At 38.2% G+C, this 14,429-nt stretch carries 13 protein-coding genes; all 13 read right to left on the bottom strand.

What is annotated here, in order from left to right; translation table 11 throughout:
* Positions 1-5 precede the first annotated feature (5 nt).
* The 13 genes from O7776_RS04180 to ftsL all read right to left on the bottom strand — a co-directional run bounded on the left by O7776_RS04180 (position 6) and on the right by ftsL (position 14,427).
* Entirely contained in the window at positions 6-827 is an 822-nt protein-coding gene (locus tag O7776_RS04180) for a sigma-E processing peptidase SpoIIGA (protein ID WP_274309381.1), read from the bottom strand.
* A 191-nt stretch (positions 828-1,018) separates the two neighbouring features.
* Complete coding sequence (gene ftsZ, locus O7776_RS04175; RefSeq protein WP_274309380.1) at positions 1,019-2,179, bottom strand: cell division protein FtsZ; 1,161 nt, start codon at positions 2,177-2,179, stop codon at positions 1,019-1,021.
* Between the two features lie 39 nt (positions 2,180-2,218).
* Positions 2,219-3,511 (bottom strand): cell division protein FtsA, encoded by a 1,293-nt coding sequence (gene ftsA / locus O7776_RS04170; RefSeq protein ID WP_274309379.1) that lies wholly within the window; start codon positions 3,509-3,511, stop codon positions 2,219-2,221.
* 107 nt (positions 3,512-3,618) lie between these two features.
* On the bottom strand, positions 3,619-3,981 hold the full coding sequence (locus tag O7776_RS04165; RefSeq protein ID WP_241367893.1) for a small basic family protein: 363 nt from the start codon (positions 3,979-3,981) through the stop codon (positions 3,619-3,621).
* Positions 3,982-3,995: 14 nt separating this feature from the next.
* Positions 3,996-4,703: a DUF881 domain-containing protein gene (locus O7776_RS04160; protein ID WP_274309378.1), complete on the bottom strand. Its 708-nt coding sequence runs from the start codon at positions 4,701-4,703 to the stop codon at positions 3,996-3,998.
* Between the two features lie 30 nt (positions 4,704-4,733).
* Positions 4,734-5,465, bottom strand: coding sequence for a DUF881 domain-containing protein (locus O7776_RS04155; protein WP_420802168.1), 732 nt, complete (start codon positions 5,463-5,465; stop codon positions 4,734-4,736).
* Positions 5,431-6,279, bottom strand: coding sequence for a cell division protein FtsQ/DivIB (locus O7776_RS04150; RefSeq protein ID WP_274309376.1), 849 nt, complete (start codon positions 6,277-6,279; stop codon positions 5,431-5,433). The genes O7776_RS04155 and O7776_RS04150 overlap by 35 nt, the downstream gene beginning before the upstream one ends.
* The gene (ftsW, locus tag O7776_RS04145) at positions 6,263-7,375 is read right to left on the bottom strand and encodes a putative lipid II flippase FtsW (protein WP_274310440.1); all 1,113 of its coding nucleotides are present in this window, start codon (positions 7,373-7,375) and stop codon (positions 6,263-6,265) included. Before ftsW ends, O7776_RS04150 begins: the two co-directional genes overlap by 17 nt.
* Positions 7,376-7,382: 7 nt before the next feature.
* Positions 7,383-8,735 (bottom strand): UDP-N-acetylmuramoyl-L-alanine--D-glutamate ligase, encoded by a 1,353-nt coding sequence (murD, locus tag O7776_RS04140; RefSeq protein ID WP_274309375.1) that lies wholly within the window; start codon positions 8,733-8,735, stop codon positions 7,383-7,385.
* Entirely contained in the window at positions 8,732-9,706 is a 975-nt protein-coding gene (gene mraY / locus O7776_RS04135) for a phospho-N-acetylmuramoyl-pentapeptide-transferase (protein WP_274309374.1), read from the bottom strand. Before mraY ends, murD begins: the two co-directional genes overlap by 4 nt.
* Positions 9,707-9,841: 135 nt before the next feature.
* Complete coding sequence (locus tag O7776_RS04130; protein ID WP_274309373.1) at positions 9,842-11,758, bottom strand: penicillin-binding transpeptidase domain-containing protein; 1,917 nt, start codon at positions 11,756-11,758, stop codon at positions 9,842-9,844.
* Positions 11,759-11,815: 57 nt separating this feature from the next.
* Positions 11,816-14,005, bottom strand: coding sequence for a penicillin-binding transpeptidase domain-containing protein (locus tag O7776_RS04125; RefSeq protein ID WP_274309372.1), 2,190 nt, complete (start codon positions 14,003-14,005; stop codon positions 11,816-11,818).
* Between the two features lie 38 nt (positions 14,006-14,043).
* On the bottom strand, positions 14,044-14,427 hold the full coding sequence (ftsL, locus tag O7776_RS04120; RefSeq protein WP_274309371.1) for a cell division protein FtsL: 384 nt from the start codon (positions 14,425-14,427) through the stop codon (positions 14,044-14,046).
* Positions 14,428-14,429 lie beyond the last annotated feature (2 nt).

The following is a 14,429-nucleotide window of genomic DNA, read 5'->3' as shown; positions in this document are numbered from 1 at the left end:
CTCCCTTATGAATTGGTTAGAACAGAAACATGTGCAATTAGATGTGCACTTTGTGGAAACTTTGTCGCACTTTTCGTAAAAACAACATAATGATTCACATAAGTGTGTTCGTGAATTGTAAGCGTCATGCGAAATGCTGGAACAAATGTCGTCGTTTTTTGTACAGTTGAAATGGCCACCATTCGAATGTATTTTTGATGCTGTTCTGCAAACATTGACAACTTATATGGCTGCGCCTCATCCCAAGCAAGTAACCCATTTCTTAACTCAGGTGTCATTGATGTTTGCACCGCATCAAATGCGATAAAATGAACAGGTGCTCGGCTAATTGGTTCTACGCATTCGTTGCCCGTATCGATGTAGGCAACGAGCTCCCATTGTTCATGAAGAAACTGTGCGGTACATGGTGTAATAAATCGTTGCTGCACAATTTGTTGTAGCTTTTTCATCCAACCAAGTTTAAATGCTAGTAAACTACTACATACTATGCCAACACACAGCAAAATATATACAAAAAATGCATCTAAACTTAATAAGGGTTGCAACGCTGTTAATAAGCCGCCTACTAATAGCGTCGCTACAACAAGCCAGCGACCATACAGTAAAAGTGCTGTGAAGCGAAAAGAATACGCAATACCAATAAGCACAATAAAGCAAAAGAAGATGCTAAGTATATGACCATAAAATACGATCGCAATGAGCGCACTACTAAATGCACTTACTACTAATCTCCATATCGGAATCGTTGAAGAAGTCATTGCTTCTATGAATTTTAAAAGCGCCACATTTACAAGAAAATTAAATAACAGTATCCACTCTGCATACATGCTTTGTCCTCCTGCTAATAAGACTAGCAAATGTAGGGTTGCGCTTTTTGTCAAACAAGCTCACCTATTTTAAGAAATCGTTTGACAATTTATTCAATCTTCTGAATTTTTTCGACAGTTATAGCAATCAAAAAATAGACAAAAAAACTAGCGCCCCGCTTTTAAGCGTTGCACTAGTTTAAAAGAATAACTTATCGATTACGACGATTACGTAAGAATGTTGGAATGTCTAAAGCTTCTTCTTGTTGATAGTTCGTTTGTTGTTGCTGACGTGGAACCTCTTGTTGTACTGATTCTTGAGCACGAGTAGATGGCTGTGGTTGAGGTGTTTGATGCGTCGCAGCTTGCTGACGTGCACCTAACGACGGACGAACTGGCTGTGGTTTTGGCGCAATGAAATCATCAGAGAAACCTGTCGCAATAACCGTTACAATAATTTCGTCATTTAAGTTGTCATTAATTACCGAACCGAAAATCATATTCACTTCTTCATCAGAAGCTAATTGAACGATATCTGCTGCCTCTTGTACTTCGTAAAGACTTAAGTTTACGCCACCAGTAATGTTCATAATAACCCCTTTAGCACCATCAATTGATGTTTCTAAAAGTGGAGATGAAATAGCTTTTTTCGCTGCTTCTACAGCGCGATTTTCACCTGAAGCAATACCGATTCCCATTAATGCTGAACCTTTATCAGACATAATCGTTTTTACATCGGCAAAGTCAAGGTTGATTAAACCAGGTGTTGCGATTAAATCTGAAATACCTTGTACACCTTGACGTAAAACGTTATCCGCTTCACGGAACGCTTCTAACATCGGTGTAGATTTATCAACGATTTGTAATAACTTATCATTTGGAATAACAATTAGTGTATCTACGGCTTCCTTCATTGTAGAAATGCCACCAATCGCTTGAGTTTGACGTTTACGACCTTCAAATGTAAATGGACGTGTTACAACCCCTACAGTTAATGCGCCTAAATCACGTGCAATAGAAGCGATTACAGGCGCAGCACCAGTTCCAGTACCGCCACCCATACCAGCAGTGACGAATACCATATCGGCACCTCGTAATACTTCTTCTAATTGCTCACGGCTTTCTTCTGCTGCTTTTTTACCTACTTCAGGGTTTGCACCAGCGCCAAGACCACGCGTTAATTTCCCACCAATTTGTAATTTATATTCAGCTTTTGATAAGTTCAAAGCTTGTGAATCTGTGTTTACAGCGATAAAATCTACACCTTGAACACCATGTTCAATCATACGGTTAACAGCGTTATTACCGCCACCACCAACGCCGATTACTTTAATTACGGCTAGTTGGTCCATACCCGTTTCAAATTCTAACATACAGTTCTCCTCCTAATTGTTCACGTCATACTTTTCGTCTTAATCGAAAAATTTATTTAATATGTTTTTTGCGCGATCAATAACACTTACTTTATTAGCATTAGCGCTATCTACTCTCTCCGATACATTAGCAGCTTGCTTTTTAGAAGGAGCTGGTTGAGTATGATACGGTATCGCATTTACTGGCTCGCTATGTCCATAAAATTCGTCATCTGCGTATGCATGACGAATTAATCCAACTGAAGTTGTGAATGCTGGTTCACGAACACCGATATAATCCGGCGTATAAATTCGTACGCGCGTTAGCATCATTTGACGTGCGAGTTGAGCAATACCTTCTAACTGTGCTACCCCACCTGAAATTACAATACCACCGGGTAAATCTTGAATGCCCATGCGAGCAAGTTCGTCTAAAACAAGTTCAAATAATTCTTCTAAACGAACACCGATGATTTCAGAAATATAGCGTTGACTATATTGATCTGTTGAATCTGTTCCGACAACTGGTACTTCAAATAGTTGTTCATCAGAAGCATCATCATAAAAGGCATGTCCATATTGTTTTTTAATTTTTTCAGCTTGCTCTGTTGGTGTCTTTAAAACGATTGATAAATCTTTTGTAATATGATCTCCACCAACTGGAATTACTGCTGTATTCGTTAACAATCCATCTTGGAATACCGCAATTGTAGTAGAACCACCACCTAAATCGATGTATGCCGTCCCCTGATTCTTTTCGTCTTCCGTTAAAGCAAACGTTCCTGCCGCTAACGGTTGCAAATAAATTTCACGAATTTGGAGTCCAGCACGTTCTACACAACGCAACACATTATGTACTAGCGTTTTCGATGTAGTAATCATTGCTGCATCCATTTCTAAGCGAATGCCTATCATACCGCGTGGATCTTTAATCTCATCTAAATTGTCTACGATAAATTGTTTAGGAATTAAGTTTACTAGCTCTCGTTCAGGTGGAATAGACATTACTTGTGCAGAGTCTATTACACGTGCCAAATCATCATCTGTGATTTCACGGTTTTCACTATTTACTGCTACCACACCTTTTACAGATTGTAAAAGCGTTTGGTTAGCAGGTACTCCGAGAATTACTTCATCTATTTTAATACCCGTCATACGCTCAGCCTGGTCTACCGCTTTTTTAATTGATTGTACGGTTGCATCAATATCAACAATGGCCCCTTTACGAACTCCTGTTGATTTAACATGCCCTACACCAATTACGTGCAATTGATCATCGCTCATTTCCCCGATTAATACTTTAATAGAAGACGAACCAATATCGAGCGAAACATAAATTTCTTGATGATTCAAAATTCTGCACCTCCTTCGAATTACTCCCTATAGTTCATTCTATTGTAAAATCATGTGATTGTCTAAGTAAATCAATAAATTGTAATGATATTTTAACGTGATTGTTATTAGTTTTCACCTTTTTTTATTCGTCTATTTTCTAATTTTGTTAATAAGATTCGTCGGATTACAGCAATATTTTGGAAAAGACGTACACCAAACGCGAAAATTGCCGCTAAATACAAGTCTACTCCAATATGAACACCTAAAAAAGCAAGTCCCGCTGCTAAAAGTATATTAAAGAAAAAGCCCGAAATAAAAACTTTATCATCGTAAACCTGTTGTAATTGAGCACGAATTCCTCCAACCATCGTATCAAGTGCTGCAAGTACTGCAATTGACAAATAGTTTTCATAAACAGATGGAATTTGAATATTTGTAAAAATTCCTAATACCACGCCAAAAATCAACCCTAAAAGTGGTAACCACATATTCGCATCCCCTTTTACTTCTCTAATAAATAGTTGCTCTTTTTGACAACAACCGTCGAATTAATACGTATATTTTCAGAAGGTTCATGGACATTTAAAACGAGATTATCAATATAAAATTGCTCTGGGTATGATGAAGCTAATAAATGGTTTTTTAACTTCTCAGCTTGATCGTATGATTGTGTAATAATGTTAATTTCGACATTAAGATCATCGAGTGGCTCACTATTCACCATTGTTTTTCCATTGATATCACGGATAGCACTATTAAATGTTAGCCGTTTTCCTCCCATTTCGATCGCCTGAGCGTTATATCGATATAAATCATTGATTAGTCGAATCAACAATTCTGGTGAAATGGGCTTTATTTCATATCCAAATTGTAGCAATTCGGGAGCCGGTTCAATTGAAATCGTAACACCGGGACCCTTTATCGGTAAAATCCCTGCCTGCGCCTTCAAGTTATCCACTGTTTGCTGTAAAAGTAGCTCTGGATTATCGAACTCGGCATCCTCATATTTATTAACTGTTTCAGTCACTTCCGCAATCGTAGTTAGTAAATCTAAATGTCGCTCTTTTTCTTCCGATAATTGCTGGCGAATTTCCCAAATATCTACTGTATTTCGTTCGGTTGGGTTTTGAACAGTATTGTATTGTACCGCTAACATAAAACCAATGATGAACGAGATAATCGTTATATTACGGTACATTTTTTTCGTCATCATGACCCCTCCGAATGATTTTTCACTACTTTAATCTTCATTGATTGTTGCCATTTCAACTAAACTGCTGCGCTCAATTGTCACGACAACTTGTTCATTTAATAGTTGATCAAACACACCACCCGTTAACTCTAACGAAGAAATTAATGCATCCTGATTGCCAACTGCTTCAATGACAAAGGGTGCTGGGTATTGCTGACCATCAATCGTAATTACAGGGCCATTACAGCTAATATAAGAATTGGTTTTCAAGCGTTGGCCGTTTATCGAAATTGCCTCTGCTCCCGCAATTTTTAGCTCATTTAATACTTTGAAAATGTGACTTTCATGGACAATATATTCATTCGGATTCGTCGATTGTGGATTATAATCGCCGTCTTGTAATGTAATTTTGATGCCTTTTCCAACAGCCGCTGATAAGCCTAGTAATAATCTAAGTTGTTCGGCATCTTGAATATTTTGTTTATAATCTGCTTCATTGGAAGAATACTTTTTCTCATATGTGCGTATTTTTTCTTCAAGTTCGGCAAGCTCATTTACAAGCTCTTTACTACGTTCTTTTTGGCTTATTAATTCTTCCATATACTGATTTTCTTGCTCGTATTGTGAGGAGGCTGAGCTCAAGGTACGCTTATCCTTAGACAAATTATACGAAAAACCAATAATAAATCCGGTAATGATACATACAATAAATAACATCAAATATTTACGTGAAAACAAAGATGACTTATTCTTGCCCTGTTTGTTGCTCTTGTTGTTCATCATTTTGATTTTCTTCTTGCCCCCCTTCCTCAGACTCCGCTTTCACATCACCAATTAATGAATACTCATCTGAAAAAGGACGGTAATACGAACCCACTTCAATATCAATTATCCCTTTTTCAAACCCTTCTTCTTGCTCAATTTGTGCAATGATTGAAGGATAATAATTTAACTTTTCCCCCAATGTATTGGCATCAGCTCGTACTTCATAGCCGTCATTCATAAATAATGTAACGGCATATGGGTCGGCGTCTGTTGAATTGGAATTTATTTGAGAAATGAGCGACAGCACTTCTGGCTTTAACATAACTAGTTGCTTTAAAAGCTTTTTACGAAGTGCTTCATCTTCAATCCCCCAAAAAATTGGCGCGTCAATTGGTGTGACTTCATTAGCATCATTAAATATCACACCATTTTCAAGCATCGGATAAAACTCGCCATCTTTTGAAATGTATGCTACCTTTTTCCATTCATCGATTGTAATTTCTACATCATTTAAAAATTTTCGTTTTACATGAACAGATTTAATCCATTCATTTTCAGCAATAGTTTGTTCCACTTCAGACGTTTTGAATCCCCATAATGAGTCATCTATTTGCAACGAAGACTGTTGCAAATAAAATGCCTCTTCTCGAAGTTCTGCACCTTTAATGTCAATTTTTTTTATATTGCTATAAGGTAATTGAAAGTAAAGCAGTACTAAAATGATTAGGAGGAAAATGGTGATTAAAGCAATAAATTTAAAATTGGTTCTTCTTTTTCTTCGTTTTTTCATGGCGGGTACACGTTCTGTAATATCAATCACTTTTTCCATCATTTTTCCTCCTTTCTTCACTTGAAAAATTTAAAATGAGCGCCACAGTCAACCACACAACAACTAACGACGTTCCTCCATAGCTGATAAATGGTAGCGTTACGCCTGTTACTGGTAATAAATTAATCACTACCCCCACATTTAGACATGCTTGCACTGCAATAATTGTTGTTAATGCGCATATTACATAAAAATGAAATGCCTCATTACAACGAAGCGCTAAACGGTAGCCTGTTACTAAAAAGCACGCAAAAATAAGCAGCAATCCTAATCCGCCAACAAGCCCTATTTCTTCTAAAATAATGGCAAAAATAAAGTCATTTTGCGGTTCAGGCAAATATAAATACTTTTGTCTACTTTTTAATAACCCATGTCCAAATAGCCCTGCAGGTCCGATTGCAAAAAGTGATTGTACCGCCTGAAATCCACTTCCTAAAGGATCGGCCCATGGATTGATAAAAGCTTCAATCCGTTTTAAACGATATGGTGCCGCAGCAATTAACACCGCAAGTCCTGCCATTCCAATTACTATTAATGCAACATATAAACGAATCGGATATTTCGCAATAAAAAGCAATATAAACGCCACAACAACTAATATAAACACGGCCCCAAAATCCGGCTGCAGCATAATTAGAAATACCGGCATAAAAATAACTGCAAAATGTCGTATTTGAACTACGCGTTCATATGTTTTTCGCTTAGATAATATCGCACTTAAATACGTAAGAGTTGTTACTTTAGCAAGTTCAGCTGGCTGAACAGTTAATGCCCCTAAGCCAATCCAGCTTTGTGAGCCATTTCGTACAATACCTATCCCAGGTATTAATACAGCAACTAATAATACAAGGGATACAATATAGAAGATGGCCCACAATTTCGGATTTTGTAATGCTGGAATATTCATGACCGTTATGCAGCAAACGAGTGCTACTCCAAAATAGATTGCCTGTTTGATATAAAACGGGGTTTGTCCAAAATAATGTACCTCACCCCAATATGTTCCCGCTGAATAAATAAAAACAATACCAATAATCGATAACAAAAAGGCACTGACGAAAAAATATCCCTTTAAGTGCTGTGACAGTGTCGCTATCCTTTCTTTAAGAAAGTTTCATTACACGTTCGATAAATAAGTCGCCTCGAATTTCGAAGCTTTCATGCTGATCCCAGCTTGCACATGCAGGAGATAGTAAAATAATATCGCCGGCTACTGACATTTTTGCAGCATAGCCAACAGCATCTTCTACATCAATTGCACGGACAATATTTTCAACGCCACAAGACTTCGCAAATTCGATAAAGCGTAACGCCGTTTCACCAAATGCAACTACACCTTTAACACCTTTCATTTCTTCACGTAGCTCTTCAAATGAATGACCACGATCTAAACCACCTGCTAATAACACGATCGGTGCTGTAAATGCTGTTAATGCACTTTTCGTAGCCAATACATTTGTCGCTTTTGAATCGTTGTATATTTTACGGCCTTGCCATTCACGAACAAATTGTGTACGATGACGCACACCTACAAATGTTGCAAGTACGTTTTCAATTGCTTCGATTGGACAGTTTGATAACTTAGCTGCAGCTACTGCACATAAAATATTTTCTAAGTTATGATTGCCGGGTAAAACGATATTAGCACGATTTAAAATGGCTTCACCTTGCCAGTAGATGGTTTCAGCGTCCGCACTAATGCCCGTTTCTGAACGACCTTTCGTAGTAAATGGTACAAGTTGTGCCTTTGATTTTTTAGCATAATCAACGACAATTTGTTGGTCTGCATTATAGATGAAATAGTCTTCAGCTGTTTGATTTTTTGTTACGCAGAATTTTGCTTCGGCGTATTCTTCAAATGTTCCGTGATAATCTAAATGCGCTTCATAAAGGTTTGTTAAAATTGCAATGCGTGGACGGAAATCACGTATTCCCATTAGTTGAAACGACGATAATTCCGTTACGATAACATTATCTGCTTTTGCTTCTGCAGCAACGCCACATGCAACCGTTCCAATATTCCCTGCGATTAACGGCTTTAAATTGCCTTGTTGTAGCATTTCAAAAATAATAGTCGTCGTGGTTGTTTTACCATTTGAACCTGTAATACCGATAAACGGCGCTTCACTTACTAAATATGCAAGCTCTACTTCTGTAAGTACCGGTAGCCCTCGCCCAACTGCATCTGCCACGATTGGGTTTGTATATGGAATCCCTGGGTTTTTTACTACAAATTCGAAGCCCTCATCTAATAAGTCTTCTGGGTGACGACCGCAAATTACGGTAATTCCCTTTGATAATAGCTCTTGCGCTTCAGGATTAGCATCAAATGGTTTTGCATCGTTTACTGTTACAAACGCGCCTAGCTCATGTAAAAGCTCTGCAGCTGCGACACCACTTTTAGCTAATCCTAATACTAAAACTTTTTTAGACTGTAATCCTTCATACTGAATCATAATAACGCCTCCGCTAATACTGCAATAAGTGCTACGATACAACCTGTTGACCAAAATACGATTACGACTTTCCATTCAGACCATCCTGACAATTCAAAATGGTGATGAATTGGACTCATTTTGAAAATACGCTTTTTACGTAACTTGAAGCTACCTACTTGTAAAATAACGGATAATGTTTCAACAACGAATACTAGACCGACCAACAGTAGCAATAACTCTTGCTTCACAAGGACAGAAATCATCGCTAATGCACCACCAAGAGCTAACGAACCAGTATCACCCATGAAAACTTTCGCAGGATTTGCATTAAAGATTAAGAAACCTAACAATGCACCTGTAACAGCAAATGCAAATAATGCGATATCTGCTTGCTCATTAAATAATGCAATCACACCAAATGCTGCAAACGCAATAGAGGCTGTACCTGAAACAAGACCATCTAGCCCGTCTGTTAAATTTACTGCGTTAGAGAACCCAACAAGCCAGAAAATTAAAAATGCTACGTATAGTACCCCTAAATCAATTGAAATATCCGTATATGGAATTCCAACTGTTGTATCAAATGAACCTAAGCGTAATAATAAGAATGCTGCCACTGCAAGAACAATTTGTCCGATGAGCTTTTGTAATGACGTTAATCCTAAATTACGTTTAAAAATGACTTTTAAACCATCATCTAAAAAGCCAATGACACCAAATCCAACTAAAACAAGTAATAGTACAACGGTTTGTGTTGTGAATAAATCAAAAATCATCGCCACAACGATTGTCGAAACAATGATTGCTACTAAGAAAATTAAGCCGCCCATTGTCGGTGTGCCTGCTTTTTTCAAATGTGATTGAGGGCCTTCCTCACGGATGCTTTGGCCAAACTTCAATCGGCGCAAAATCGGAATACCGATCGGCGCTAAAATGACCGTTAATAAAAACGAAGAAACGAGTATGGTCAATGTTGTTGATAGTGTCATAAAAAATCTCCTTTAAAACTTCTGTTTGAAATACGTTGGCGTCGTATGTTTCAATATCTTTTTACTATATCGTTACAAAAACGTCATTCACTATAATAGTTCTTTTAGTTGGATTTTTAAAGGTTGAATTGCAATTTAATCACCTAAATATAAATGGACTGTGTCATTCTGCAAAATTCGACTATTTTCGCTAGGAATTTGCTGAATGACTTTCTTCCCTTCACCGTGCCATACAATTTTATAAGGATGTAATATCTCAACGACTTCTTCTTTTTTTAGTCCAACAAAATTTGGGATTCGTTCTGTTAGTTCATCACCCCAAACATAACGTCGCTCGATTTGCTCCGTTTGTTTTTCGATTTGTAGAATTGGTGCAGCATCTTCTATAATCTGACCAACGATTGGTGCAGCAATAACACTACCAAATTGTAAGGCGCTTTTCGGATGATCTATCGCGACATAAACAAGAATTTTAGGGTCATTTGCAGGTGCAAACCCGATAAATGACACGATATAATCGCCTTCTTTATAGCGTCCATTTTCTACCTTTTGTGCTGTACCTGTCTTCCCTGCAATCCGTAGACCATCACGGTATGCCTGACGCCCAGAACCATTTGCTACAACCAATTCTAAGGCATGACGCACTTGCTCAGAAGTTTCCTCACTGATTACCTGTGCTTTTGCAATCGGCTGTTGCTCCTTAATGACTTCTTTTGTTTGACTATCCACAATTTTTGATACCGCATACGGCTGATATAGTGTACCACCATTAATGACTGCCGCTACTGCTTGCATTTGTTGAATCGGAGTAACTGATATTCCTTGGCCAAAGGACGTTGTAGCCTGCTCTACAGGACCAAAACCTTCTCTTGAAAATAGAATCCCCGAAGACTCCCCAGCAATATTCGAACCTGTTTTTTTTCCAAAGCCGAATCTGTGAATATAATCGAGTAATCTGTCAGGACCAAGACGTTGACCTAGCTCTACAAAGCCTGGATTACATGAGTTTTGTACAACTTCATAAAAGGTTTGATGTTTATGTCCAGATCGATTCCAACAACGTAATTTTGCTCCTTCAACGAGCGTATAACCCGCATCATAAAATTCATCATGTTCCATATCGACTACGCCTTCTTCAATCGCCGCACTTAATGTAATGATTTTAAAGGTCGAACCAGGTTCATATGACATAAACACTGGTAAGTTACGGTTATAAATCATTGGATCGACTTCTGAAAAATTTGTCGGGTCATACGTTGGGAACGATGATAATGCTAAAATTTCACCACTATTTGGATCCATTGCAATTGCAAGCGCTTGGTCAGCGTCGTATTGTAGCATTGCTTGCGATAATGCCCTCTCAACAATTTTCTGCACTTCGAGATCCATCGTTAATTGTAATGTAGCACCATCTTTACCGTCTTTCCATTCATCATCAACATGATCAAGTGGAGTTCCCTTTGCGTCAGTATATAATCGAACAGCCGCGCTAGAGCTTGTTAATATATCATTATACTCATATTCAATCCCTGCTAAGCCTTGATTGTCGACACCAGTGAACCCTAAAAACCGCGACAATAAATTTCCATTAGGATAAGCTCTTACATAATCAATCCCACTATAAAGTCCTGGTATTTGCATTTGCTGCAATGTAATCGCTTGATCATAGGTAATGTTTTTTGCTTCGGGTGCAAGTTTGACAAGGTTTATTCGCTGTTGAAGCTTTTTTAAAATTTGCGTTCGATCTTTGTTCAACACTTCGCTAATGGCATCCGCAACTTGTTCCTTGTTTTCATTTTGCGCAGGCATAAAATATAAAGTTGGTGCTAAGGCATTCGTAACGATTACTTCGCCATTACGGTCAACTATTTCACCGCGCTCTGCATTAAAAGGTATTTCTCGGTCCCAGTTTTCCTTTGCTAATGTTGACAATTCGTCATATTGAACAATTTGAACGTACAACAATTTAACAAAAATCGCCACGCCGTATAAAACAAATGCGATGGCGATCCATGTTAATCGATTTTTAGAACTTTTTTGTACCCATTTCATTAAAACACCTCACTAACAACAGCGTATGTCTTAAGGAAAGGTTGTATTCTAAGCGTTTTATTCTTCTGTTAGTTGTTGTTCTTCCTCTTCACCAGTCTCGTCTTCTAACTCCATATCCTCTGCAGGCGGAGTTAAATACTGTTCTTCTGGTGTTTTTAATTTAACGACAATCGGTGCACCATCAGAAATTGTCGTACCTTGTGACACACTTTGACTTTCGACAAAGCCCTCACCAAATATTTCGATTGGTAAATTAGATAATGATTTATATACGAGTAAATTACGTAATGACCACTTTTCAAAGGATGGTACAGTTATCGCGCCAGCTGTCTTTAAAAAGACTATGCCACCTTGCGTTAACACTTTCCCTTGTGCCGGAAATTGTTCCGTAATTTCGCCACTTTCTCCAATTAGCACTGGATGCAGACCATCTGCTTCTAGTTCGGTAATAATTGAATCTGAATGTTCACCAACATAATTGGCTACTTCCTTCTTTTTTACCTCTGCTGTATCAGTTGGATTAATGTTCATATATTTTAAACTGTTTTGAACAACGGAATTAAATACTTGTGACACTGGGTCAGAACCAGCCTCTGTCGCACCTAATTTCGGTTTCGCAACTGCAATATAAACAGTTAATTGCGGGTCGTCCGCTGGTGCCATACCTAAAAACGAATACAAGAATTCATTTTTCCCCCAGTCGTAACCGCGCCCATTTGCTTTTGGCATTTGGGCCGTACCTGTTTTCCCTGCCACTTCATAACCTTCAATTTGGAAGCGTTTTGCGTTCCCAGCTTCACCATAAATAGTAGAAGCTAGTAATTCACGCATTTTTTTCGCTGTTTCTGCTTTAATTGGTTGCCCCTTCTCTACAGGCTCAGAATTCATAACGACTTCACCCGTATTTGGATTCACAATCTTATCGATGACATATGGCTGCATCATTTTACCGTCATTTGCGATAGCTGATAATGCCTGAATTAGCTGAATTGGCGTCACCGTAGAACCTTGCCCAAATGTCGTTGTATACTTATCAATTGGATAGCGTGAGTTGATAATCCCACTTGCCTCATTCGGTAGATCAATCCCTGTCTTTTGACCGAAACCAAAATCATCTAAATATTTTTCTAATGTCTCCCAGCCCATTACATCAAGTAAATTGGTCATTGCGGTATTGGATGAACGCTGGAAACCTTCTAAATATGAAATCGTTCCCCAACCATATCTATTATGATCTCGAATTATATCCTTATAAACGGTATATTGCCCCGATTTATAGGTTGCATTTGGAAACCAATTATCCGAATCCATTGCTGCTGCTACGGTAAAGGTTTTGAATGTTGAACCTGGCTCAATTGTGTTTTCTACAACATCATTTAACCAGTTGCCATCTAGCCCTTCACGCGTATCTGGATTAAATGTCGGGCGTTGTGACATGGCCAAAATTTCGCCCGTTTTTGGATTTGCAACAACGCCAATCATTGACTGCGGGCTATATTTTGTATTCACTCGGCTCATCGCATCTTCTAAAAAGTTTTGGATCGTTTTATCAAGCGTTAAATAAATGTCATTACCATGCTGCGCCTCTTGTACGATATTATTGCTATTTGGCAACAGATAGTTTCGCGCATCGCGTTGATAAGACAATTTGCCATCGGTACCTGTCAGTTGCTTATCGTAGATGGATTCAAGCCCCATTTTCCCTACTACTTCCGATTTTCCTTCTTCATCGGTTTCTCGCAACGCAAAACCAATTAAATGCGAGGCAAATACGCCATTTGGATAGTAGCGCTTTTTATCGCTAAAGAAAATAATCCCTGGTAAATTCAGTGCTTCAATTTGCTTTTTCACATCGTGGCTAATTCCTCGACCTGCTAGTCCGAATTCTACTTGATATTTTTTTTTACTCGGATTTAGACGCTCATAAATTTTATCTTCGTCCATCGGGATAAACTTCGCTAACTCACTCGCCGTTTTGGCAGTATCGACAACATGTCTAGGATTTTTTTCATTTTCCGTTGCCTCTTCTGAAATAACCGCTACTAGACGATAGCTCAATGTATCCTCTGCAATGACATTTTCATTGCGATCTAATATTTTCCCGCGATCCGCAGACAATGCATAACCCGATTCATATTTAGATAATGCTTCTGTTTCGAGTTCGTGTCCTTTTACAATTCCTGTAGCTTGAATTGATACAAAACGCCAATATAACAGTAAAAAGAGCCCTCCAAATAATAAAAACATTAGAAAGGCCCCATACTGGTAACGAAATTTTCTCTTTTTCATTCCCCCGGCACTACCTTCACATTTTTCTCATTTAGTGTTAAGCCGAGTTCTTTCGCTTTTTCCCAAATACGCTCATGAGTTGATAGCTCACTAACTCGTACTTTTAAATCAACATTATTATTATTAACTTCTGTTATTTCTCGTTCAATAGATTGGATTTCCATACTTACAGCTTGAATTTCTCCTTGTATATGTAATATGGAAATTGCGAAAGATGCTACGACCACTGCAAAAATAATGAATAAAAACTTTTCACCTGCCGTAAAAAACTTCACGTGTGGCTTTTTCTTTACGGCTTGCTGCATTTGCCTTTGTTGTTGTTCTTGTTCAAGTATTTCAGGCTGTTGTTGAATATATGTTTGGCGGACTCTTACGGCCATTA

It is taken from the genome of Solibacillus daqui (assembly GCF_028747805.1).
Classification (GTDB): Bacteria; Bacillota; Bacilli; order Bacillales_A; family Planococcaceae; genus Solibacillus; species Solibacillus daqui.
The sequence above is the reverse complement of the archived record's forward strand: the minus strand, read 5'-3'. Positions and strand labels throughout refer to the sequence as shown.

What these genes read in the sequence shown, in the direction of transcription:
- ftsL (WP_274309371.1), bottom strand. Translation starts at nt 14,427, where the DNA reads ATGGCCGTAAGAGTCCGCCAAACATATATTCAACAACAGCCTGAAATA.
- mraY (WP_274309374.1), bottom strand. Translation starts at nt 9,706, where the DNA reads ATGACACTATCAACAACATTGACCATACTCGTTTCTTCGTTTTTATTA.
- O7776_RS04160 (WP_274309378.1), bottom strand. Translation starts at nt 4,703, where the DNA reads ATGACGAAAAAAATGTACCGTAATATAACGATTATCTCGTTCATCATT.
- O7776_RS04130 (WP_274309373.1), bottom strand. Translation starts at nt 11,758, where the DNA reads ATGAAATGGGTACAAAAAAGTTCTAAAAATCGATTAACATGGATCGCC.
- O7776_RS04165 (WP_241367893.1), bottom strand. Translation starts at nt 3,981, where the DNA reads ATGTGGTTACCACTTTTAGGGTTGATTTTTGGCGTGGTATTAGGAATT.
- O7776_RS04180 (WP_274309381.1), bottom strand. Translation starts at nt 827, where the DNA reads ATGTATGCAGAGTGGATACTGTTATTTAATTTTCTTGTAAATGTGGCG.
- murD (WP_274309375.1), bottom strand. Translation starts at nt 8,735, where the DNA reads ATGATTCAGTATGAAGGATTACAGTCTAAAAAAGTTTTAGTATTAGGA.
- O7776_RS04150 (WP_274309376.1), bottom strand. Translation starts at nt 6,279, where the DNA reads ATGGAAAAAGTGATTGATATTACAGAACGTGTACCCGCCATGAAAAAA.
- ftsZ (WP_274309380.1), bottom strand. Translation starts at nt 2,179, where the DNA reads ATGTTAGAATTTGAAACGGGTATGGACCAACTAGCCGTAATTAAAGTA.
- O7776_RS04155 (WP_420802168.1), bottom strand. Translation starts at nt 5,465, where the DNA reads ATGAACAACAAGAGCAACAAACAGGGCAAGAATAAGTCATCTTTGTTT.
- O7776_RS04125 (WP_274309372.1), bottom strand. Translation starts at nt 14,005, where the DNA reads ATGTTTTTATTATTTGGAGGGCTCTTTTTACTGTTATATTGGCGTTTT.